The following is a 21,935-nucleotide window of genomic DNA, read 5'->3' on the forward strand; positions in this document are numbered from 1 at the left end:
ATAAGAGATTAGATATAAGCTTTTAAATAAATAAGAGTTTATATCTGGTTTTAATCAGAAACGTTACGTTGAATAACTTTAGTTATTTAAAGTAGTATGATATTTAAAAATATAATGTTAAAGTCTTTAAAATTTTTTCGTAAAGTTAAATAGAAATATTTAATTTTAAATAAAAAATTTCATATCTAAAATTTAATAGAGATATTAAAAACTATAGATAACACAACTATATTGTTAAACTATATGTTTAATAAGATAGTAGCCAAAGAATATTATCAAATTTAGAGTAATTTTAATTAATTACTCTAGGCAAAAAAAGTAGATCTAAATTTATTTAGATTTAATAATAAGCTATTAAGGGCTAATGGTGGATGCCTTGACTGTAAGAGGCGATGAAGGACGTATTAGGCTGCGATAAGCCTCGGGGAGTTGCCAAAGAGCTTTGATCCGAGGATTTCCGAATGGGGCAACCCAGCATAGTGAGAACTATGTTACCCTACGGGGAGCGAACCTGGTGAAGTGAAACATCTCAGTAGCCAGAGGAAGAGAAATCAAATGAGATTCCCATAGTAGCGGCGAGCGAACTGGGATTAGGACAAACCCAATGCTTGCATTGGGGGTTGTAGGACTATAATGTGTAATTAAAGAGAATAGATGAATTAGTTGGAAAACTAGAGCATAGAAGGTGATACTCCTGTAATTAAAATTCTCAATAATACTAATAGTATCCTGAGTAGGTCGGAACACGTGATATTTTGACTGAAGCTGGGGGGACCACCCTCCAATCCTAAATACTACTTACAGATCGATAGTGAACAAGTACCGTGAGGGAAAGGTGAAAAGTACTGCAGCGAGCAGAGTGAAATAGAACCTGAAACCATTAGCTTACAATCATTCAGAGCCCTATGATTTATCAGGGTGATGGACTGCCTTTTGCATAATGAGCCTGCGAGTTGTGGTGTCTGGCAAGGTTAAGCCAAGTGCGAAGCCGTAGCGAAAGCGAGTCTTAATAGGGCGACATAGTCAGATGCTGCAGACCCGAAACGAAGTGATCTATCCATGAGCAGGTTGAAGCTGGTGTAAGAGCCAGTGGAGGACCGAACCCATTGACGTTGAAAAGTCTCGGGATGACTTGTGGATAGGGGTGAAAGGCCAATCAAACTTCGTGATAGCTGGTTCTCTCCGAAATATATTTAGGTATAGCCTTGTGTTGTAGCATATAGGGGTAAAGCACTGAATGGGCTAGGGCTGCTTACCGCGGTACCAAACCCTATCAAACTATGAATACTATATGTGGAATCACAGGAGTCAGGCGGTGGGTGATAAAATCCGTCGTCGAGAGGGGAACAACCCAGACTAACAGCTAAGGTCCCTAAGTTACATCTAAGTGGAAAACGATGTGGAGTTACTGTGACAACCAGGAGGTTGGCTTAGAAGCAGCCATCCTTTAAAGAAAGCGTAACAGCTCACTGGTCTAGTGATTCTGCGCGGAAAATATAACGGGGCTAAGATGTACACCGAAGCTTTAGATTCGAATTTATTCGAGTGGTAGGAGAGCGTTCTATTCAGCGTTGAAGGTATACCGGTAAGGAGTGCTGGAGCGGATAGAAGTGAGCATGCAGGCATGAGTAGCGATAATTAAGGTGAGAATCCTTAACGCCGAAAACCCAAGGTTTCCTACGCGATGCTCGTCATCGTAGGGTTAGTCGGGTCCTAAGTCGAGACTGAAAAGTGTAGACGATGGCAAATTGGTTAATATTCCAATACCAACATATAAGCGCGATGTGGGGACGCATAGAGTTAATCGAGCTCACTGATGGAATAGTGGGTCGAAGGACGTAGGTTGTTAAGTAGGCAAATCCGCTTAACGTTAGACCGAGATCTTACAGGCTCTTGACACTCTTCGGAGGAGATGGAGAATCGATGATACTGTCGTGCCAAGAAAAGCCACTAAGTTTATTATATGTTGCCCGTACCGTAAACCGACACAGGTGGGTGGGATGAGTATTCTAAGGCGCGTGGAAGAACCCTCTTTAAGGAACTCTGCAAAATAGCACCGTATCTTCGGTATAAGGTGTGCCTACTTTGGTATATGGACTTGCTCCAAAAAGCTAGAGAGGTTGCAACAAAGAGTCCCTCCCGACTGTTTACCAAAAACACAGCACTTTGCTAACACGTAAGTGGATGTATAAGGTGTGACGCCTGCCCGGTGCTCGAAGGTTAACTGATGATGTCAGCGCAAGCGAAGCATTTGATTGAAGCCCGAGTAAACGGCGGCCGTAACTATAACGGTCCTAAGGTAGCGAAATTCCTTGTCAGTTAAATACTGACCTGCATGAATGGCGTAACGAGATGGGAGCTGTCTCAAAGAGGGATCCAGTGAAATTGTAGTGGAGGTGAAAATTCCTCCTACCCGCGGAAAGACGGAAAGACCCCGTGCACCTTTACTACAGCTTGACACTGTAGCTTGGATATTCATGTGCAGGATAGGTGGGAGGCTATGATGACTAGACGCAAGTAGAGTCGGAGCCATCCTTGAGATACCACCCTTGAATATTTGAGTTACTAACTGCGATGAGTTATCCTCATTCAGGACAATGTCTGGTGGGTAGTTTGACTGGGGCGGTCGCCTCCTAAATAGTAACGGAGGCTTACAAAGGTTAGTTCAAAGCGGTTGGAAATCGCTTGTTGAGTATAATGGCATAAACTAGCTTGACTGTGAGACCTACAAGTCGAACAGAGACGAAAGTCGGTCATAGTGATCCGGTGGTTCTGCGTGGAAGGGCCATCGCTCAAAGGATAAAAGGTACGCCGGGGATAACAGGCTGATCTCCCCCAAGAGCTCACATCGACGGGGAGGTTTGGCACCTCGATGTCGGCTCATCGCATCCTGGGGCTGTAGTCGGTCCCAAGGGTATGGCTGTTCGCCATTTAAAGCGGTACGCGAGCTGGGTTCAGAACGTCGTGAGACAGTTCGGTCCCTATCTTCCGTGGGCGTAGGAAAGTTGAAGAGATTTGTCCCTAGTACGAGAGGACCGGGATGAACCAACCACTGGTGTACCAATTGTTCTGCCAAGAGCATCGTTGGGTAGCCACGTTGGGATGTGATAAGAGCTGAAAGCATCTAAGCTCGAAGCCAACTCTAAGATGAACTTTCCCTGAAGTTCCCAGCAAGACTAGCTGGTTGATAGGCTGGGTGTGTAATGGGTGTAAGCCCTTTAGCTGACCAGTACTAATAGAACGTTTGGCTTATTTTTAACAATTTTCTTTGGTTTACTATCTTATTAAGCATATTTACTTATGTTTAATTTGTGTTGATTATATATAGTTATACAAATATGAAATTAGCTTTTTTAGCTATAAAGACTTTAGCATTAAATTTCTCAAATCACAATTTGAGTGTTAAGAGTTTATTACAAGCTTTTATCACTCAAATTTGCTGGTGGTCAAAGAGAAGTGGAAATACCCAGCCCCATTCCGAACCTGGTAGTCAAGCACTTCATCGCCGATAATACTGCAGGGTCCCCTTGTGGAAACGTAGGTCGCTGCCAGCTCATTGAGTTTTTTAAACACCCAACCCACCAAGAGCTTATCTTGTCTTACTCTATTTAAGTAGGTCAAGGTAAGCTTTTTTATTGCTTTTAGTTCCTCTTTATATAAACTATAAACCGTATGATTTAACATACGATTTAAAAAATGACTACTTATTTCTATTTAATATTTCGCAAACTTCTTTTGCATGATAAGATATTATAATATTTGCACCAGCTCTTTTAAAAGCAATCATAGTTTCAATCATAACTCTTTCATAATCAATAAGTCCAGCAAGTCCTGCATGTTTTAATATTGCATATTCACCACTTACATTGTAAACACATAAAGGAAGTTTTGTCTCATTTCTAATATCTCTTACGATATCCAAAAATGATAAGGCTGGTTTTACCATTAAAATATCAGCACCTTCTTTTTCATCTTCAAGAGATTCACTAATAGCTTCAAGTCTATTTGCTACATTCATTTGATAAGTTCTTCTATCTCCAAAAGATGGAGTTGATTCAGCTACATCTCTAAATGGTCCATAATATCCACTAGCAAATTTTGTAGAGTATGCCATAATTGGTAAATCTTTAAATCCATTTTCATCTAAAGCAGTTCTAAGTGTTGAAATAATTCCATCCATCATACCACTTGGTGCAATCATATCAGCACCTGCTCGTGCATGAACTAGTGCTTGTTGTGCAGATATTTCAAGTGTTTTATCATTATGTACACTTTGTGTTTTTGGATCTAAAATTCCACAGTGTCCATGATCTGTATATTCACAAAAACATAAATCTGTAACAATAAACATATTTGGAAATTTTTCTTTAATTGCTTTTATTGTTCTTGAGATTATACTTTCATCACATAAACATTCACTTCCAACTGAATCTTTAATATCAGGAATGGCAAATAAGATAATAGAGTTTAATCCTATTTTTTTCAAATATTCACACTCTTTTAAAATTTCATCAATACTCATTTGAAAAACACCAGGCATACTTGAAATCTCTATTTTAATACCATTTCCCTCTTTTACAAAAAGAGGATATATAAAATCATCTTTGCTAATAGTTGTCTCTTGAACCAAATTTCTTAAAGTTTCATTTAATCTTAATCTTCTAAATCGTTTAAACATAATATTTACCTCTTTTTGATATAATCTTTGGATTTTAACAGTTTAAGGTTTAAATACAAATGAATATAATCGAATCAAATATAGCAAACCTTCCTACGAAACACGGAAATTTTAAGATAAAAGCATATAAACAAAATAATCAAGAGCATTTAGCTTTGATGAGCGAAGATTTTAATCCACAAGCTATTGTGAACTTGAGAATACATTCAGAGTGTCTTACAGGAGATGTTTTTGGAAGTATTAAATGTGATTGTCAAAAACAATTAGAATTAGCAATTGCTTATATAGCAAAGAATAGTGGTTTAGTAATATATCATAGACAAGAAGGTCGAAATATAGGACTTCTCAATAAAGTAAATGCTTATAGTTTACAAGATGCAGGAAAAAATACAGTTGAGGCAAATTTGGCTTTAGGTTTTAGGGAAGATGAGAGAGAATACAGTATTGTTGAATATATTTTAAAAGATTTAGGAATAAAAAAAATAAATGTTCTTACAAATAATCCTGCAAAAATGAAATTTCTTGAAACTTTGGATGTAGAGATTGTAGAAAGAATTCCAACAATAGTTGAACCCAATTGTCATAATAAAAACTATTTAAATACAAAAAAAGAACAAATGGGACATATGCTTTGAGTTTAAGAAATTTATTACAAGAAAATAGTTTAAACTTTCAAGATGTTTTTTATAAAGATTGTGAAGTTTTTGTTGAACTTTTGCAAAAGTGGGGAAAGGTTCATAATCTAAGTGGAAGATTAAGTAAAGATGATATATATGAAAATATATTAGATTCACTTTATCCTATTAACTTCATAGATGATTTTAATAGTTTTGCAGATATTGGTACAGGAGCTGGTTACCCAGGTTTAATTTTAGCAATTGCAAGAAAAGATGTAAAAGCTTATTTAATAGAACCAAGAGTAAAAAGAGTTGCTTTTTTAAACTTTGTAAAAGCAAGTTTGGGTTTGAATAATCTTATAATTTTACAAAAAAGAGCAGAAGATTTAGAAGACTTAGAAGTCGATTTAATTACAAGTAGAGCTGTAACAAATACAAATTTACTTTTAAATATTACTTCTAAGATAAAAAAGGAACATACATCTTATCTTTTTTATAAAGGAAGTATGCTAGAAGATGAAATTGAAACTTCTAAAATATCGAACTATAAAGTTGTTTCAAGATGTGAACGAAATTATTTATATATTAAAGGAAAAAGATGTTGATAAAAGTAATAGCCGTTGTTTTGGCTGGTTTTGTTATATATTTGCTATTTTTTAAAAACAAAAGAGTTGATGGTGTTAAAAAAAATGATAAATTAATCTCTGATGAGATGGTAGAGTGTCCTGTTTGTAGTACATTTGTTTCTCAAAAAGATGCTATTGTAAGTAGCGGAAAGTTTTTTTGTTCAAAAGATTGCTTAAATAACAAAAAGGCTTAAAATGAAGATAATTGGAGATAATTTAATCCCATTTGAAGATTTTTTTAAAGTTTTAAGTATTGAAGATATAAAAAATACAAAAGCAAATTCAATGCTTTTTTTTGATTTTAATGAAGAACTTTTAAAATACTCTAATTCTGAAAATTTAAACTTTTTGGTATATGTAAGCTCAATAAAAGAAGCTCTTTATGCTTCAAATTTTAATGCGAAATATATAGTTTGTAAAAATAAATTAGCTAAAAAGTTACAAAAAATAGCAGATAACTATATGTGGGATTCAAAAATTTTGACTATTATAAAATCTAGTGATGATTTAGAAAAAGTTGCTTTAGAAGAGATAGATGGAGCTATTTATAAAGATATATTGGAGATAAAAGGATGAAAGATATTTTAAATTTTGTAGTTTTAGCTCTATTTGTTTTTATGGTTGCTATGTTTATTATAAATTTTAATAGACAACAAATAAAAAAACACACAGATAAACTTGAAAAATTAGATGATATAGAAAAAAACAAAAACCAAGATAAGGAAAAAGAAAATGCTTAAACCACTTTTAATAGAAATTGGAGTTGAAGAGTTACCAGCTATTCCATTTTTAAAGGAGTTATCAAATATTGAGAAAAAATGGAGTGATATTTTAGAAAAAAATAGTTTACTTTGTAATTTTGAATTATTTTATACTCCAAGAAGATTGGTTTTATGGCATAGAGAGTTTCAAGTAAAACAAGAAGATAGTGAAGTTGAAAATATAGGTGCTCCAAAAAATATAGCTTTTAAAGATGGTATAGCAACTCCTGCAGCTGCTAGTTTTGCAGGAAAATGTGGTATTAGTGTAGATGAAATTTCATTTAAAGATTTTGGAAAAGGTGAAGTTTTATATTATAAACAAAAAATATCTGGAGTTTTTTCAAAAGAGCTTTTAAACAATATGGTAAACGAATTTGTAGCAAGTTTAAACTTTGGAAAATCTATGAGATGGGGAAGTAGAAGTGATAGTTTTATAAGACCTATTAGATTTTTTTCTATGATGATAGATAAAGAAATAATAGAGGGAGAGCTTTTTGGAGTAAAATCTTCAAACTTATCATTTGGGCATAGAATGGATAGTTATGAACCATTTATTTTTAATGATGTTGGTGATTATTTTTGCAAGTTAGACAAATATGGAGTAGTTTTATATCAAGATGAAAGAAGAGCAAAAATTCTAAAGCAACTAAAAGATATTGAGGTTAAGCACAATATTCAAATAGAGTTAGATTTAGAATTATTAGATGAAGTTGTTGCAATTACTGAGTATCCAACAGCTCTTTTAGGAAAATTTGATGAAGAGTTTTTAGAACTTCCAGCTGAAGTAATTGTTACATCTATGAAAGCAAATCAGAGATATTTTGCAGTTTATAAAAATGAAAAACTTACAAATAATTTTGTAGTTGTTTCAAATGCATTAACAAATGATTTTGGATATATAATCTCTGGAAATGAGAAGGTTTTAAGACCAAGGCTAGCAGATGCAATGTTTTTTTATAAAAATGATATAAAAAATGGTTTATCAAATGAAGGACTTAAAAAACTTGTATTTGTTGAAGGTTTAGGAACAGTTTATGATAAATGTGAGAGAGAGGCAAAAATTGCCTCATATTTGGCAGAGATTTTGAGAATAAATGAAAAAGATGTTGAACTATTGCAAAAAGCTGTAATGCTTTCAAAAGCTGATTTAATGAGTGAAATGGTATATGAGTTTACAGAACTTCAAGGATTAATGGGTTACTACTACTCAAAAATAGCAAATAACGATGAAAAAATTAGTCTAGCATTAAAAGAACAATATCTTCCAATTGGTGAGAATAGTGAACTTCCTAGTTCTGTTTTTTCTTCAATAGTTGCTATGTCAAATAAAATAGATAATCTTATGGCTCTTTTTAGTGCTGGAAAAATCCCAACAGGATCAAAAGATCCATTTGCCTTAAGAAGAGCATCTTTAGGAGTTGTAAAAATTGCAATCGAACATAAATTAGATATTGATTTTAAAGCTATTTTTGAAGATTTAAAAACAAATTATAAAAATCTTGATTTAAAAGTTTTAAATGAATTTTTTATAGAAAGACTTTATAAAATCTTTGATAGTGTAAATCCAACTGTTTTAAAAGCCGTGATAAGTAGTGGAGAGACAAATATATATAGAATTTATCAAAAAGTAGAAGCTTTAAATCCATTTGTTGAAAGTGATAGTTTTAAAGATTATAGTGCTACATTTAAAAGAGTTGCAAATATTGTGAAAGATATTGAAATAAATGATTCTTTAGAGATTGTTGAAACACTATTCGAGCAAGATGAAGAGAGAAATTTATATAATAGTTTTAAAAAAATAAAAACTTCAAATTTTGGAACTTTTGATGAAGAGCTTGATGCTTTATTTTCTTTAAAACCACAACTTGATAGCTTTTTTGAAAAAGTTTTTGTAAATCACGAAGATGAAAAAATAAAAACAAATAGAAAAAATCTTATTGCACAAGTATATTTAGGATTTAGAAATATCGCAGATATTAAAGAAATAACAATTTAAGGTTTTATATATTTTGATTTTATGTAGAGATTAACTCTCTACATAATTTTTAAGATTTTTCCCAACTTTTGGGTGTTTTAGTTTTTTAATAGCACTTGATTCAATCTGTCTTACCCTCTCTCTTGTAACTGAAAGTTCTTTTCCAATTTCTTCAAGAGTTCTATCACTAGCATCATCCATAAGACCAAATCTCATTCTTATAACTGCTTGTTCTCTTTCGTTTAGTTGCCCTAGAATTTGGTCAATTTGTCCTTGTAAATCTTCTTTCATAATGTTATCAATTGGTGTTGGAGCTTTTTCATCTGGTACAAAATCTCCAAATTTACCATCATCATCACTTCCTATTGGAGCTTCTAAAGATACAGGTTCTTTTGTGATTTTTATTACTTGTTTTACTTTATCAACTGGTAATCCAACTTCTTTTGCAATCTCTTCAACATCTGGCTCTTTACCATTTTCTTGAATACCTTTTCTAATAATTTTATTTATTCTATTAATAGTTTCAATCATATGAATAGGAATTCTAATCGTTCTTGCTTGATCTGCAATTGCTCTACTTATTGCTTGTCTAATCCACCAAGTTGCATATGTAGAGAATTTATAACCTTTTTTATACTCAAACTTATCAACAGCTTTCATAAGACCAATATTTCCCTCTTGAATTAAATCCAAGAAAGCTAAACCTCTATTTGTGTATCTTTTTGCAATAGAAACAACAAGTCTAAGATTTGATTTTGCCATTCTATCTTTTGAGGTATCTGTTATTTTTTTCCCTCTTTTAATCTGTTCTAAAACAGCTTTTAACTCTTCAGGTGTTAAATCAAAACCATCTTTACTAGCTTCTGCTGTTTGGAAAAGCTTTTTTATCTCCATATATGTTGAAACCATTGTAGCTTCAGGAACCATTGAAGTTATTTGTGCTTTTGATAAATTGATTATATTGTCTAGAATCTTTTGATGATTTTTTTGTAAAGTTTCATTAAAAAGTGGTAATTTATACTCTAATCTTTTTAATTCACTATCAAAACCAACGTCAGATTTTAAAGATGTTTCCATTGCTTTTACTATTTCAGTTATTAATTTTGAAGTAGGTCCTAAGTCAAGAAGGGCATCTTTTAATAATCTCTTTTTAAATGCAACTGCTAAATCAAAAGTCATAACATCAACTTCATCATCAGATTTAGCTACTTCTTTTGCTTGAAATTTTAGCCACTCTTTTTTTGTTTTTTCAAGATTTTTGAAAGCTTCTATGATTGTTTGAGCTCTTTTATCTAGTTTTTTTTGTTTTGCACCAGATAATTTTTTCTCATCATCTTCTGCATCGGTAGATAAATCATCTTCATAATCTTCAATCTCTTCCTCTTCTTCCTCTTCTTCTGTATCATCATCAAAGTTTTTGAATAGCTCTTTTACTTTTCTCTCTCTATTTACAAGAGGTTCTTTATATTCTAAAATAAAATCAATTAAGTATGGAACATAACAAATAGCATCAAGGATTATATCCTCTCCCATCTCAATTCTTTTTGATATTTCAATCTCTTCATCTTTTGTTAAAAGCGGAATTTGTCCCATCTCTCTTAAATACATTCTTACAGGTGAATCAGATCTTGACCACTCTAAAAGCTCTTTATTTTTTAGTAAGTCAAACTCATCATCTTCTGCTTCGATTAGTTTTTCTCTTTGCTCTTTTCTTTTTTTAGCCTCTTCATCATTTAGAAGTTTAGCTTGTTCTTGAGAACTTATAACTTTTACATTATATAGCTGAACAAGAGCAAGAATTTTTTTAATTGTTGCACCCGTTGGAGCTTTTGGAAAAATTTTTATAATTTTCTCATAAGTTAATATTGAGTCTTTATACTCTTTGATTAACTGCTCGATAGTTTTATTTATATCTTTTGTACTCATTGTTTTAGGAAATCCTCCTTTTTAAATAGTTGGACATTATACCCAAATTATTTAAAGATATGATTATATTGAACTATATTGAGTAGTGTTTAAACAAAGTTTACTAAAAGTTAGGATAAAATTTTTGCTTAATATTTAATGGTTAATAAAAATAAGGAATTAGGTATGAGTAAAATCACAGGTAAAGTTTGGAATTTTGGTGCAAATATTGATACAGATGTTATTATAGCTGCAAGATATTTAAATAGTTCAGATCCTGAACATTTAGCAAAATATGTTATGGAAGATGCAGATCCTGAGTTTCCAAAGAAACTAAAAAAAGGTGATATTATAGTTGCAGGTGAAAATTTTGGATGTGGTTCAAGTAGAGAACATGCTCCAATTGCTCTAAAAGCTGCTGGTGTGGCTGCTGTTGTGGCACCATCTTTTGCAAGAATTTTTTATAGAAATGCTTTTAATATGGGACTTCCTATTTTTGAATTACCTGAATCTTTAGAGATAAAAGAGGGTGAAGAGATTTCAATTGATTTAGATAATGGAGAGATCACAAATAATACAACTAAAAAAACTTATAAATTTATACCAATTCCTCCATTTATGCAAGAGCTAATTTCAAGTGGTGGATTAATTAATTACGCAAAAGATGAAATGGGAAGAGGAAATAAATAATGAATAGCTATAAAATATCAATAATAAAAGGTGATGGAATAGGGCCTGAAATAGTTGATGAAGCTATAAAAGTTTTAAATGCTGTTTCTAAAAAATGTGGCTTTGAATTATCTTATAAAGAGTATTTAATGGGTGGAATTGCAATAGATACAACAGGAGTTCCTCTTCCAGATGAAACTGTTGAAGGTGTTTTAAACTCTGATGCTTGTTTATTTGGTGCAATTGGTGGAGCAAAATGGGATACTCTTCCAAGAGATTTAAGGCCAGAAACAGGGCTTTTAAATTTTAGAGAGAAAATGGGTGTTTATGCAAATTTAAGACCAGCAATTGTTTATGATGAGCTTTTAAATGCTTCAACTTTAAAACCAGAAGTTATCAAAGGTTGTGATATTATGGTTGTAAGAGAGCTTATTGGTGGTATCTATTTTGGAAAACCGAGAGAAAATGATGGATTTAAAGCTTTTAATACAATGGTATATACAAAACCTGAGATTATAAGAATTGGAAAAACTGCTTTTGAGCTTGCACAAAAGAGAGATAAAAGAGTTTGTTCTGTTGATAAAGCAAATGTTTTAGAGGTTTCTCAACTTTGGAGAGATACTATGAATGAATTATCAAAAGAGTATCCAGATGTTGAATTAACTCATATGTATGTTGATAATGCTGCTATGCAGCTAGTTAGAAATCCAAAACAGTTTGATGTTATAGTAACTGGAAATATATTTGGGGATATTTTAAGTGATACAGCGTCTATGGTTGTTGGTTCTATTGGGCTTCTTCCTAGTGCATCAACAGGTGATAAAACAGCAATTTATGAACCAATTCATGGTTCTGCTCCTGATATTGCAGGACTTGGAATTGCAAATCCAATAGCTACAATTTTAAGTGCTGCTATGATGTTAAAATATACTTTAAATGAACAAAAAGCTTCAGATTTAATAGAAAAAGCAATAAAAGATGCTTTAAAAGATGGATATAGAACAAAAGACTTAGCTGCTTTTGATGCTAAAGAAGTTTTAAACTGTGTTGCTATGGGTGATAAAATAGTAGAATATATCAATAATTAAGGTATGAAATGAGTGAAAAAAAGTATAGGCTAGTAACACGAAGTGATATGGATGGACTTGTTTGCGGTACATTGCTTAAATATCTTGATATTATAGATGAAATTACTTTTGTTCACCCAAAAGATATGCAAGATGGATTGATTGAGATAACAAATAATGATATAACAACTAATCTTCCTTATGTAGATGGAGTTTATTTAGCATTTGACCATCACTTTTCAGAAACATTAAGAAATGAGAAAAAAGATAATCATATTATAAATCCAGATGCTCCAAGTGCTGCTCAGGTTGTTTATGATTATTATGATGGAGATGAAGTTTTCCCTGGATATTTTACATCTATGATGCAAGGGGCAAATAAAGCTGATAGTGCAAATTTTTTATATGAAGATATTGTAAGACCAAGAGCTTGGACACTATTGAGCTTTTTAATGGATAGTAGAACTGGACTTGGAAGATTTAGGAACTTTAGAATATCAAACTATCAATTAATGATGGATTTAATTCACTATTGTGCTAGACATAATATTGATGAAATATTAGAACTTCCAGATGTAAAAGAGAGAGTTGATTTATATTTTCAATACGAAGAGCAATTTAAAGATCAGCTTAAAAAATGTACAAAAGTTTATAACAATTTAGTGATAATAGATTATAGAGATGAAGAGATTATATATCCTGGAAATAGATTTATGGTTTATACACTTTTTCCTGAGCAAAATATATCTATTCATATTTTCTATGCAAAAGATAAAGATAAGATTGTATACAGCACAGGAAAATCTATTACAAATAAAACTTCTAAAACAAATATTGGTGAACTAATGCTTAAATATGGTGGTGGTGGACATGAAAATGCTGGAGCTTGCCAAATTTATAAAGAAGAATCAGAAAAAGTTTTAAAAGAATTAATAGAAAAAATCAATCAAGATGGTTGATTGATTTTTTAAAAAAGAACTAAAAATCTTTTTTTAACTCATCTATAAAAATCTCAAAAGAGGGTAAATTTAAGTTTGCCTCTCTTTGTTTTTTTCCCCACATAGGTTCTGGAAAAAAGCTATCTTCTTTAAATCTTGACATTACATGAAAATGTACATGAGGAACATAATTTCCAAATGATGCAATATTTATCTTTTCAGGATTGTAGTATTTAATCATTTTTTTCTCTATAATATCAAGGTATTTCCAAATTTCTTGTTTTGTTTCATTATCGCATTGTGAAAACTCTTTAACATTTTTATTTGTAAAAATTTTTAACCAAGGAATTTCGCTATTTTCTATCTCTATATTTATTAAATTATTTTTAAATATTTGCATATTTTACTCCTACTATTTATATTTTGGAAAATTATATCATATTCAACAAACCTTAAGTAATAATTAAATACAATGCAGTTCCATTTTTTCAACCATGAAAGAAGTTTTTGTAAAATTAATCAATTAAATTTGTATTTTATAGAGAGTTGGAAGAGTTTTATTTTAGATTTTTCCTGTTGAAAATTGGAAAAAAACACAAACAAAGAAGGACGAGACTTATGAAAGTAAGAGCTTCAGTTAAAAAAATGTGTGATAAATGTAAAGTTATCAAAAGAAGAGGTATCGTAAGAGTAATCTGCGAAAACAAAAAACATAAACAAAGACAAGGATAAGACACATGGCAAGAATCGCAGGTGTTGATTTACCAAACAAAAAAAGAATGGAGTATGCTTTAACATACATCTTTGGAATTGGGTTACACCATTCAAGACTAATTTTAACTGCTACTGGAGTTGATTTCAACAAAAGAGCATTTGAATTAACAGAAGATGAGGCTGCTTTAATTAGAAAAGAGATTCAAGAAAACTACCTAGTAGAAGGGGATCTTAGAAAAAAAGTTGCTATGGATATTAAGTCTTTGATGGATTTAGGTTCATATAGAGGATTAAGACACAGAAAAGGTTTACCTTGTAGAGGGCAAAAGACTAAAACTAATGCAAGAACAAGAAAAGGTAAAAAGAAAACTATTGGTGCAGCAAGTAAATAAGGATAGATAATGGCAAAAAGAAAAGTTACTAGAAAAAAAATTGTAAGAAAAAATATTGCTGACGGTATCGTTCATATAGCTGCAAGTTTTAACAATACAATGGTTACAGTTACAGATAACATGGGAAATGCAATAGCATGGTCAAGTGCTGGAAACTTAGGGTTCAAGGGTTCTAAAAAATCAACTCCATTTGCTGCTCAAGCTGCAGTTGAAGATGCTATGGCAAAAGCAATGGAGCATGGAATTAAAAATGTAGGAATTAAAATTCAAGGTCCTGGTTCTGGAAGAGATACAGCTGTTAAATCAGTTGGTGCTATTAACGGGATTAGAGTTACTTGGTTAAAAGATGTTACACCATTAGCACACAATGGTTGTAGACCTCCTAAAAGAAGAAGAGTGTAAGGAGTAAAATATGGCAAGATATAGAGGACCAGTAGAAAAAATCGAAAGAAGACTTGAAGCAGACCTTGGTTTAAAAGGTGAGAGAAGACTTTCAGGTAAAAGTGCTTTAGAAAAAAGACCATTTGCTCCAGGACAACATGGACAAAGAAGAACTAAAATTTCTGAGTATGGATTACAATTAAGAGAAAAACAAAAAGTTAAATTTATGTATGGTATTTCTGAAAAACAATTCAGTAACTACTTCAAAGAAGCAGTTAGAAGAGAAGGAAATACAGGAACAATTTTAATTACTCTAATTGAACAAAGATTAGATAATGTTGTTTATAGAATGGGATTTGCTACAACTAGAGCATTTGCTAGGCAAATAACAACTCACGGGCATATCTTAGTAGATGGTAAAAAAGTTGATATTCCATCATACATAGTAAAACCTGGGCAAAAAATTGAAATTAGAGAAAAATCAAAAAATAATCCACAAATTAAAAGAGCTATCGAGCTTACAAATCAAACAGGAATGGTTGATTGGGTAAATGTGGATAAAGATAAAGTATTTGGAATTTTCACAAGAATACCTGCTAGAGAAGAGATAGTTATTCCGGTTGAAGAGAGATTAATTGTTGAGTTATACTCTAAATAAAAAATAAAAGGTAGCCAATGAAAAAGTTTGCAGAAACTCCGTTTTTACCAACTGAAGTTGAAATTGAGGCTATTAGTGCTAATGAAGCTAAAATTACAGCTTATCCATTTGAAGATGGATTTGCGATAACTTTAGCTCATCCGTTAAGAAGATTACTTTTAAGTTCATCTGTTGGTTATGCACCAATTGCTGTTAAGATTGAAAGCGTAACTCATGAGTTTGACTCATTAAGAGGAATGCTTGAAGATGTTGCTATGTTTGTTATAAATCTTAAAAATATGAGATTTAAAATAAATGGTGATAAAAATCAGGTTTCTGTTGAGTACTCTTTTAACGGACCTAGAGATATTAAAGGTGAAGATTTAATTAACTCTGAAGTTGATGTTGTATCAACAGATGAACATTTAGCAACTATAAATAGTGATTGTAATTTAACTTTTACAGTTATTATTCAAAAAGGTATTGGATATATGCCATCTGAAGATATTAGAGATATCGTTGGAGCAGATTTTATACCAATTGATGCTTTCTTTACTCCAGTTAGAAAAGTGGTTTATAGTATTGAAAAAATGTTGGTTGAAGATAATCCAAACTTTGAAAAAGCTGTATTTAATGTACTTACAAATGGGCAAATTAGTCCAATTACTGCATTTAAAGAAGCTGTTAGTGTTATGTATTCACAAATGTCAGTATTTAATAAAGTTTTTGATTTATCAGAAGTATCAATTAGCGATTCAAGTGATGATAATGTTGAGTTAAAAGATTTGGTTGTAAAAATTGAAGATTTAAACTTAACTGCTAGAAGCTACAATGCTTTAGATAGAAATGGAATTAAATATTTAGGTGAGTTAGTACTTATGAGTGAAGTTGAAGTTAAAAATATCAAAAACCTTGGAACAAAATCTTATAATGAAATAGCTGAAAAGTTAGAGTCATTAGGTTATCCAGTTGAAAATACACTTCCAGAAAATATTGCTTCTTCTTTAAGAAGAAAATTAGAGCAATTAAAAGCATAAATTAAGGGTTTAATATGAGACATAAGCACGGTTATAGAAAGTTAAATAGAACTTCTGCTCATAGAAAAGCATTGTTAAAAAATTTAGCAATTGCAATTATTGAGAGAGAAAAAATTGAAACAACTGTTCCAAAAGCAAAAGAACTAAAAAGATATATTGAGAAATTAGTAACATCTGCAAGAAATGCTGATTTAAATACACATAGATATGTATTTGCTGCATTACAAAGCAAAGAAGCTACTAAAAAACTAATAAATGAAATAGCACCAAAATACGAAGGTAGAAATGGTGGATATACATCTATTATAAAAACAAGAATTAGAAAAGGTGATGCTACACCAATGGCATTTATCTCTTTCATTTAATCTTTCAAGGGATAGGAAACTATCCCTTTTTTTATTTCAAAAAACTATTATTTCCCCAAAAAGTAACCTTACAAAATCCACTTACACTTTTTTTAAACAAAATTTAGATAAAATCAGGCGTTTATTATACCTAGAAATCTTAGGAGAACCAGTTTATGACTTTAAAAGAAGCACTCAAATTAAGTAGTGAAGATATAGAAAAATTAAAAGATGATTTAAAAATAAAAATAAAAAATAGTAATGTTGGCGCTTATATTGAACAGTTAGAAAATAAAGATATTTATAGTTATGGAAATGGAATTCCAATAGCTATTAAAAACAATATAAATGTTAAAAATTGGGAGCTTGACTGCTCTAGTAATATTTTAAAAGGGTATGTTTCTCCTTTTAATGCAACTGTTATAGAAAATTTAGAAAGTTCTGGATTAAGTCCTTTTGGACTTACAAATATGGATGAGTTTGCAATGGGAAGCTCTACAGAAAGTTCAGCTCATGGGAAAACTTTAAATCCTATTGATAATTCAAGAATTCCAGGTGGAAGTAGTGGTGGAAGTGCAGCTGCTGTTGCTGCAGGAATTGCTATTGCAGCTCTAGGAACAGATACAGGTGGAAGTATTAGACAACCAGCTGCTTATTGTGGTGTTGTTGGAATGAAACCAACTTATGGAAGAGTTTCAAGATATGGAATAGTTGCCTACTCATCATCTTTAGATCAATGTGGACCAATTACTCAAAATGTTGAAGATGCTGCAATTTTGTACGATATAATAGCTGGTTATGATAAAAGAGACTCTACTAGTGCTAATATTGATTATCCAAAAGTTACTCCAAATTTAGATAGTAATAAAAAATTTAGAATCACAGTTATTGATAACTTTGTTGCTCAAGCTTCTAGCGAAATACAAACTTCATTTAATAAAACTGTTGAACTTTTAAAAGAGCAAGGACACGAAATTGTTCATGCAAATATGATAGATACAAATAAAATTATTTCAGCATATTATATTATTGCAGCAGCAGAAGCAAGTGCAAATTTAGCTAGATTTGATGGTGTTAGATATGGTGCAAGAAAAGGTGAAGGAAACCTAAAAGATATGTATGTAGATACAAAAACTCAAGGCTTTGGATATGAAGTTAAAAAGAGAATTATGCTTGGTTCTTTTGTATTAAGTTCAGGATATTATGATGCTTACTATATAAAAGCACAAAAAGTAAGAAGTCTTATAAAAGCTGAATTTGATAAAATTTTTGAAAGTTCTGATTTGATTTTATCGCCAGTTGCTCCAACTACTGCTCCAAAATTTGGTTCATATTCAAATGCTTTGGAGATGTATTTAGCAGATATATATACTATAGGTGTAAATTTAGCAGGTCTTCCAGCTATTAGTTTACCAGTTGCAAAAGATAGTGAAGGACTTCCAATAGGACTTCAATTAATTGCAAATAGTTATGAAGAACAAACTTTATTCAATGGTGCTTTATCTATGGAAAAAGCTGTAAAATATACAAAATAATAAAATATAATTAGGATATAAAGATGAGAATTAGAAAAAGAGCTTTAACTTTTGAAGATGTGTTACTTGTTCCTGCAAAATCAGAAGTTTTACCAAAAGAGGTTTGTACAAAAACAAAATTAACTAAAAATATTGAATTAAATGTTCCATTTGTAAGTGCTGCAATGGATACAGTTACAGAGTATCAAGCTGCTATTGCAATGGCAAGACTTGGTGGGATTGGAATAATTCATAAAAATATGGATATTGAAGCACAAGTTTTACAGTGTCAAAAAGTAAAAAAATCTGAATCAGGAATGATAATTGATCCAATTACAATCAAACCTAATCAAACTTTGCAAGATGCCGAAGATATTATGGCTACATATAAAATTTCAGGTGTTCCTGTTGTTGATGATGATGGTATTTTAGTTGGTATTTTAACTAATAGAGATATGAGATTTACTAAAGATTTTAGATTTAAAGCATATGAAAAAATGACAAAAATGCCACTTGTTACAGCAGTAGAAGGTACAACTTTAGAGCAAGCTGCTGAAATTATGCACCAAAATAAAATAGAAAAACTTCCAATTGTAAATGATCATAATAAATTAATTGGTCTTATTACAATTAAAGATATAAATAAAAAAATCGAGTATCCAAATGCTTGTAAGGATGAGTTTGGCAGATTAAGAGTTGGAGCTGCTATTGGAGTTAATCAACTTGATCGAGCTAGAGCTTTAGTTGCTGTTGGCGTTGATGTTTTAGTTTTAGATTCAGCACATGGTCATTCAAAAGGTATTTTAGATACGGTTAAGGCTATAAAATCAGAATTAAAAGTTGAGTTAATAGCTGGAAATGTTGCAACTGCTGAAGCTACAAGAGATTTAATTGCTTGTGGTGCTGATGGTGTTAAAGTTGGAATTGGACCTGGAAGTATCTGTACAACAAGAATTGTTGCAGGTGTTGGAGTACCTCAAATGAGTGCTATTGATGAATGTGCTATTGAAGCTAAAAAAACTGGAACACCAATAATTGCAGATGGTGGAATTAAATATTCAGGTGACGTAGCAAAAGCATTAGCCGTAGGGGCTAGTTGTGTTATGATGGGAAGTGCATTAGCAGGAACTGATGAGTGTCCAGGTGAAGTAATTCTTTATCAAGGAAGAAAATTCAAATCTTATAGAGGAATGGGAAGTATTGGAGCTATGACAAAAGGAAGTACTGATAGATATTTCCAAGAAGGAACGGCTGCTGATAAACTAGTACCTGAGGGAATTGAAGGAAGAGTTGCTTATAGAGGAACGATTGCTGATATTATTCATCAAATGGTTGGTGGATTAAGAAGTTCTATGGGCTATTTAGGAAGTAAAGATATTATTACATTCCAAGATACAGCAGAGTTTGTTGAAATAACTAGTGCAGGACTTAGAGAGTCTCATGTTCATGATGTAACAATCACAAATGAAGCTCCAAACTATCACGTATAAAAAAGACTAGAAAACGGAAATTATATCCGTTTTCTTAGTATAAGAATTTAAAAACTTTCCCACGCATTATCATTTTGATTACTACTTTGAACTATTTTTGAATCTTTTTTAATACTTGTAGATTTATTTATATCTGTTTTTATATTTTTTAAATCAATCTCTGATTTTATTGAATTTTGTTCTATATTTTTTGCAACAATATCATTCTTTCCATGAAAATCTTTTGCATTTGCATCTTCAACTATTAGTTTAGCAATTTTATCTGAAGTTATTGCTATATCATTTGTTTGTGTAGATATTGCAGCATTTTGCTGAGTTTGTTGGTCAAGTTGATTTACAGCATCATTAATTTGTTCAATTCCTGATAATTGCTCCTTACTTGACATCTCAATATCTGAAATTAGATTGATTGTTGAGCTTATTGAATCATTTAGACTCTTATATCCTTCAATCATTTCATTTGCTATATCTTTACCTTCATTTGCTTTTTTTGTAGCCTCTTCAACAATATTTTTTATATCTTTTGCAGCTTCTGCACTTCTACTTGCCAAATTCCTAACCTCTTGAGCAACAACTGCAAATCCTTTTCCTGCTTCTCCTGCAGTTGCAGCTTCAACTGCAGCATTTAGACTTAGAATATTTGTTTGGAATGCTATTTGGTCAATTACTGAAATGGCATCATTTACTAAGTTTACTTTATTGTTTATTTCATCCATTGCTAAAGTTGTTTTGTTAGCAAGTTTTTCACCATCACTAGATGCTTTTGTAATTTCACCTGAATATTTAGCCATCTTTGCAATATTTTCTGTGTTGTTTCTAATATTACTTGTAATTTCCTCAAGAGCTGCCGCTGTCTCTTCTAGTGAAGCTGCTGCTTCATTTGAACTTAAATTCAGTTTATCAACATTTGAAAGCAGTATGCTAGAACTTTGTTCTAGAGTTAATCCATTTGATTTATTTTGTACTAACATATTAGTTATTGAATCACCAAGATTATTAACACCATTTGAAAGTTTTAATAAATGCTCCTTTAAACCTTTTTGGTCTATTTTATTTAAATAATTATAATTTGAATATTGTTCTAAAACTTTTAATATATTCTCAATATTTGTTTCTAAAATACTTCCCATATTGTTTATAACTTTTTTTAATTCTACTAAAGAAGGATTTTCAACATCTAAATTTAATCTTTGTGATAAATCACCTTTTTCAAATTCTGCTAAAACAGCAATTGTTTCATTTATTAGTTTTCTATCTTCTTCAATACCTTTTTGAGTTTTTAAAATATTTTGATTTACAACTTTTGCCATTTCTCCAAATTCATCTTTTGAATCATCTTTTAAAAGCTCTGGATTAATAGATTCTCTATTTAAATAAGCAAAAAAACCTAATAAACCATTTTTGAAATTCGTAATTTTATTTGTCATATCTGAAATTATTAAGAAAGAGATAAAAATTAACAATAAAAAAGCTACTATTATTGTAACAATAGTTTGAAGTATAGTACTATCATAATCTTTGTTTGCTTGTTTATTTATTTCAGATGCAGCTTTTAGTTGATGTTCCATTAGTTGAGCAATATTATTAGAAACAGGTTCAATAGTCTCATACATACTATCCATGACAATTGAAGTAATTGTTTCTAAATCTTTATTTGTACAAGCTTGTTTGATACTATCAGTAGTATTATTTGCATTAGAAAGAATAATTTTTGTATTTTTTACTATTGCTTTTTCTTCTTCATCTAGGTTTGTAGATAAATATTCATCCCAATTTTTATCAATAATATTTTTAGCTTCAGTTATATTTAAAACACATTTTTCAAAAGGTATTTTATTGTTTCTTAATTTTACTGCTGTATCAACAATATTAACTGCATATGCTTCAGAAATATTTTTTAATTGTACTAAAGGAATTACCCTATCATTGTATACTCTTTTTAAACCTTCATTTGTATTTTCTAATTTAGAGATACTTGTAATACCTAAAAATAGTACAATAGCTAAAGAAACAAAAGATAAAACAATAAGTTTTGTTCTAATCTTTAAGTTTTTGATCATTTTTACTCCTAGTAAATAAAATAGATTTTGAAATTTTAAAATCTTATTTTTGATTGTTGTAAATTACATTACTACTATATTCTTTATTTTTCAAGGAAATAATATATCATTTATACTTAAAAAAATTATG

Annotated in this window: 21 protein-coding genes and 2 rRNA genes; 19 read left to right on the plus strand and 4 right to left on the minus strand. The window is 31.0% G+C overall.

Features of this window, described 5'->3' with window-relative positions; genetic code table 11:
• Positions 1 to 344 precede the first annotated feature (344 nt).
• Positions 345 to 3,257, plus strand: a 23S ribosomal RNA gene (locus ACRYA_RS03955).
• A 181-nt stretch (positions 3,258 to 3,438) separates the two neighbouring features.
• Positions 3,439 to 3,554: ribosomal RNA gene (gene rrf / locus ACRYA_RS03960) — 5S ribosomal RNA — on the plus strand.
• Between the two features lie 146 nt (positions 3,555 to 3,700).
• Here rrf and hemB read toward each other — a convergent pair.
• The gene (hemB, locus tag ACRYA_RS03965) at positions 3,701 to 4,678 is read right to left on the minus strand and encodes a porphobilinogen synthase (protein ID WP_105917538.1); all 978 of its coding nucleotides are present in this window, start codon (positions 4,676 to 4,678) and stop codon (positions 3,701 to 3,703) included.
• 59 nt (positions 4,679 to 4,737) lie between these two features.
• Between hemB and ribA the strand changes: the two genes are divergently transcribed.
• Genes ribA through glyS form a run of 6 tightly spaced genes read left to right on the plus strand, consistent with a single transcriptional unit; the run spans position 4,738 to position 8,678 of the window.
• Positions 4,738 to 5,313 carry a GTP cyclohydrolase II gene (ribA, locus tag ACRYA_RS03970; RefSeq protein ID WP_105917537.1) on the plus strand — a complete coding sequence of 192 codons (576 nt, stop codon included), beginning with the start codon at positions 4,738 to 4,740 and terminating at the stop codon, positions 5,311 to 5,313.
• Complete coding sequence (gene rsmG, locus ACRYA_RS03975; protein ID WP_105917536.1) at positions 5,310 to 5,900, plus strand: 16S rRNA (guanine(527)-N(7))-methyltransferase RsmG; 591 nt, start codon at positions 5,310 to 5,312, stop codon at positions 5,898 to 5,900. The genes ribA and rsmG overlap by 4 nt, the downstream gene beginning before the upstream one ends.
• The gene (locus ACRYA_RS03980) at positions 5,894 to 6,115 is read left to right on the plus strand and encodes a PP0621 family protein (protein ID WP_105917535.1); all 222 of its coding nucleotides are present in this window, start codon (positions 5,894 to 5,896) and stop codon (positions 6,113 to 6,115) included. The genes rsmG and ACRYA_RS03980 overlap by 7 nt, the downstream gene beginning before the upstream one ends.
• Position 6,116: 1 nt before the next feature.
• Complete coding sequence (locus ACRYA_RS03985) at positions 6,117 to 6,497, plus strand: hypothetical protein (RefSeq protein WP_105917534.1); 381 nt, start codon at positions 6,117 to 6,119, stop codon at positions 6,495 to 6,497.
• Positions 6,494 to 6,661 (plus strand): hypothetical protein, encoded by a 168-nt coding sequence (locus ACRYA_RS10730; RefSeq protein WP_165786088.1) that lies wholly within the window; start codon positions 6,494 to 6,496, stop codon positions 6,659 to 6,661. Before ACRYA_RS03985 ends, ACRYA_RS10730 begins: the two co-directional genes overlap by 4 nt.
• Positions 6,654 to 8,678 (plus strand): glycine--tRNA ligase subunit beta, encoded by a 2,025-nt coding sequence (gene glyS, locus ACRYA_RS03990; RefSeq protein ID WP_105917533.1) that lies wholly within the window; start codon positions 6,654 to 6,656, stop codon positions 8,676 to 8,678. The genes ACRYA_RS10730 and glyS overlap by 8 nt, the downstream gene beginning before the upstream one ends.
• A 30-nt stretch (positions 8,679 to 8,708) precedes the next feature.
• Here the strand turns inward: glyS and rpoD are convergent, their stop codons facing one another.
• A complete protein-coding gene (gene rpoD / locus ACRYA_RS03995) occupies positions 8,709 to 10,583 on the minus strand; it encodes an RNA polymerase sigma factor RpoD (RefSeq protein ID WP_105917532.1) in 1,875 nt (624 codons plus the stop codon).
• A 165-nt stretch (positions 10,584 to 10,748) separates the two neighbouring features.
• Here rpoD and ACRYA_RS04000 point away from each other — a divergent pair, with 165 nt between their 5' ends.
• From ACRYA_RS04000 to ACRYA_RS04010, 3 genes are read left to right on the plus strand one after another with little or no spacing between them, the layout of a single operon-like run.
• Positions 10,749 to 11,252 carry a 3-isopropylmalate dehydratase small subunit gene (locus ACRYA_RS04000; protein ID WP_105915939.1) on the plus strand — a complete coding sequence of 168 codons (504 nt, stop codon included), beginning with the start codon at positions 10,749 to 10,751 and terminating at the stop codon, positions 11,250 to 11,252.
• Positions 11,252 to 12,319: a 3-isopropylmalate dehydrogenase gene (gene leuB / locus ACRYA_RS04005; protein WP_105917531.1), complete on the plus strand. Its 1,068-nt coding sequence runs from the start codon at positions 11,252 to 11,254 to the stop codon at positions 12,317 to 12,319. Before ACRYA_RS04000 ends, leuB begins: the two co-directional genes overlap by 1 nt.
• 8 nt (positions 12,320 to 12,327) lie before the next feature.
• Positions 12,328 to 13,257, plus strand: coding sequence for a DHHA1 domain-containing protein (locus ACRYA_RS04010; RefSeq protein ID WP_105917530.1), 930 nt, complete (start codon positions 12,328 to 12,330; stop codon positions 13,255 to 13,257).
• Positions 13,258 to 13,276: 19 nt separating this feature from the next.
• On the opposite strand, the gene ACRYA_RS04015 is transcribed toward ACRYA_RS04010, so the two are convergent.
• On the minus strand, positions 13,277 to 13,636 hold the full coding sequence (locus tag ACRYA_RS04015; RefSeq protein ID WP_105917529.1) for an HIT family protein: 360 nt from the start codon (positions 13,634 to 13,636) through the stop codon (positions 13,277 to 13,279).
• Positions 13,637 to 13,854: 218 nt separating this feature from the next.
• On the opposite strand from ACRYA_RS04015, the gene rpmJ reads away from it, so the two are divergent.
• The 8 genes from rpmJ (at position 13,855) to guaB (ending at position 19,745) form a co-directional block, all read left to right on the plus strand.
• A complete protein-coding gene (gene rpmJ / locus ACRYA_RS04020; protein ID WP_004509205.1) occupies positions 13,855 to 13,968 on the plus strand; it encodes a 50S ribosomal protein L36 in 114 nt (37 codons plus the stop codon).
• Between the two features lie 5 nt (positions 13,969 to 13,973).
• Entirely contained in the window at positions 13,974 to 14,342 is a 369-nt protein-coding gene (gene rpsM, locus ACRYA_RS04025; protein WP_066164441.1) for a 30S ribosomal protein S13, read from the plus strand.
• A gap of 9 nt (positions 14,343 to 14,351) precedes the next feature.
• Complete coding sequence (gene rpsK / locus ACRYA_RS04030) at positions 14,352 to 14,744, plus strand: 30S ribosomal protein S11 (RefSeq protein ID WP_105915943.1); 393 nt, start codon at positions 14,352 to 14,354, stop codon at positions 14,742 to 14,744.
• 10 nt (positions 14,745 to 14,754) lie between these two features.
• Positions 14,755 to 15,381 carry a 30S ribosomal protein S4 gene (gene rpsD, locus ACRYA_RS04035; RefSeq protein WP_105917528.1) on the plus strand — a complete coding sequence of 209 codons (627 nt, stop codon included), beginning with the start codon at positions 14,755 to 14,757 and terminating at the stop codon, positions 15,379 to 15,381.
• 17 nt (positions 15,382 to 15,398) lie between these two features.
• A complete protein-coding gene (locus ACRYA_RS04040; protein ID WP_121443278.1) occupies positions 15,399 to 16,397 on the plus strand; it encodes a DNA-directed RNA polymerase subunit alpha in 999 nt (332 codons plus the stop codon).
• Between the two features lie 14 nt (positions 16,398 to 16,411).
• Positions 16,412 to 16,762 (plus strand): 50S ribosomal protein L17, encoded by a 351-nt coding sequence (gene rplQ, locus ACRYA_RS04045; RefSeq protein WP_105910829.1) that lies wholly within the window; start codon positions 16,412 to 16,414, stop codon positions 16,760 to 16,762.
• A 155-nt stretch (positions 16,763 to 16,917) separates the two neighbouring features.
• Positions 16,918 to 18,276: an Asp-tRNA(Asn)/Glu-tRNA(Gln) amidotransferase subunit GatA gene (gene gatA / locus ACRYA_RS04050; protein WP_105917526.1), complete on the plus strand. Its 1,359-nt coding sequence runs from the start codon at positions 16,918 to 16,920 to the stop codon at positions 18,274 to 18,276.
• A 23-nt stretch (positions 18,277 to 18,299) separates the two neighbouring features.
• Positions 18,300 to 19,745 (plus strand): IMP dehydrogenase, encoded by a 1,446-nt coding sequence (gene guaB, locus ACRYA_RS04055; RefSeq protein ID WP_105917525.1) that lies wholly within the window; start codon positions 18,300 to 18,302, stop codon positions 19,743 to 19,745.
• Positions 19,746 to 19,792: 47 nt separating this feature from the next.
• Here the strand turns inward: guaB and ACRYA_RS04060 are convergent, their stop codons facing one another.
• On the minus strand, positions 19,793 to 21,805 hold the full coding sequence (locus ACRYA_RS04060) for a HAMP domain-containing methyl-accepting chemotaxis protein (protein WP_105917524.1): 2,013 nt from the start codon (positions 21,803 to 21,805) through the stop codon (positions 19,793 to 19,795).
• Positions 21,806 to 21,935 lie beyond the last annotated feature (130 nt).

The organism is Aliarcobacter cryaerophilus ATCC 43158 (genome assembly GCF_003660105.1).
Classification (GTDB): Bacteria; Campylobacterota; Campylobacteria; order Campylobacterales; family Arcobacteraceae; genus Aliarcobacter; species Aliarcobacter cryaerophilus.

Bases quoted from the DNA above. Each gene is read 5' to 3' on its own strand.
- ACRYA_RS03985 (WP_105917534.1), top strand. From the start codon at position 6,117: ATGAAGATAATTGGAGATAATTTAATCCCATTTGAAGATTTTTTTAAA.
- ribA (WP_105917537.1), top strand. From the start codon at position 4,738: ATGAATATAATCGAATCAAATATAGCAAACCTTCCTACGAAACACGGA.
- ACRYA_RS04010 (WP_105917530.1), top strand. From the start codon at position 12,328: ATGAGTGAAAAAAAGTATAGGCTAGTAACACGAAGTGATATGGATGGA.
- gatA (WP_105917526.1), top strand. From the start codon at position 16,918: ATGACTTTAAAAGAAGCACTCAAATTAAGTAGTGAAGATATAGAAAAA.
- rpsK (WP_105915943.1), top strand. From the start codon at position 14,352: ATGGCAAAAAGAAAAGTTACTAGAAAAAAAATTGTAAGAAAAAATATT.
- leuB (WP_105917531.1), top strand. From the start codon at position 11,252: ATGAATAGCTATAAAATATCAATAATAAAAGGTGATGGAATAGGGCCT.
- glyS (WP_105917533.1), top strand. From the start codon at position 6,654: ATGCTTAAACCACTTTTAATAGAAATTGGAGTTGAAGAGTTACCAGCT.
- rplQ (WP_105910829.1), top strand. From the start codon at position 16,412: ATGAGACATAAGCACGGTTATAGAAAGTTAAATAGAACTTCTGCTCAT.
- ACRYA_RS04000 (WP_105915939.1), top strand. From the start codon at position 10,749: ATGAGTAAAATCACAGGTAAAGTTTGGAATTTTGGTGCAAATATTGAT.
- rpsM (WP_066164441.1), top strand. From the start codon at position 13,974: ATGGCAAGAATCGCAGGTGTTGATTTACCAAACAAAAAAAGAATGGAG.
- rpsD (WP_105917528.1), top strand. From the start codon at position 14,755: ATGGCAAGATATAGAGGACCAGTAGAAAAAATCGAAAGAAGACTTGAA.
- hemB (WP_105917538.1), bottom strand. From the start codon at position 4,678: ATGTTTAAACGATTTAGAAGATTAAGATTAAATGAAACTTTAAGAAAT.
- ACRYA_RS03980 (WP_105917535.1), top strand. From the start codon at position 5,894: ATGTTGATAAAAGTAATAGCCGTTGTTTTGGCTGGTTTTGTTATATAT.
- ACRYA_RS04060 (WP_105917524.1), bottom strand. From the start codon at position 21,805: ATGATCAAAAACTTAAAGATTAGAACAAAACTTATTGTTTTATCTTTT.
- ACRYA_RS10730 (WP_165786088.1), top strand. From the start codon at position 6,494: ATGAAAGATATTTTAAATTTTGTAGTTTTAGCTCTATTTGTTTTTATG.
- ACRYA_RS04015 (WP_105917529.1), bottom strand. From the start codon at position 13,636: ATGCAAATATTTAAAAATAATTTAATAAATATAGAGATAGAAAATAGC.
- ACRYA_RS04040 (WP_121443278.1), top strand. From the start codon at position 15,399: ATGAAAAAGTTTGCAGAAACTCCGTTTTTACCAACTGAAGTTGAAATT.
- rpoD (WP_105917532.1), bottom strand. From the start codon at position 10,583: ATGAGTACAAAAGATATAAATAAAACTATCGAGCAGTTAATCAAAGAG.
- rpmJ (WP_004509205.1), top strand. From the start codon at position 13,855: ATGAAAGTAAGAGCTTCAGTTAAAAAAATGTGTGATAAATGTAAAGTT.
- guaB (WP_105917525.1), top strand. From the start codon at position 18,300: ATGAGAATTAGAAAAAGAGCTTTAACTTTTGAAGATGTGTTACTTGTT.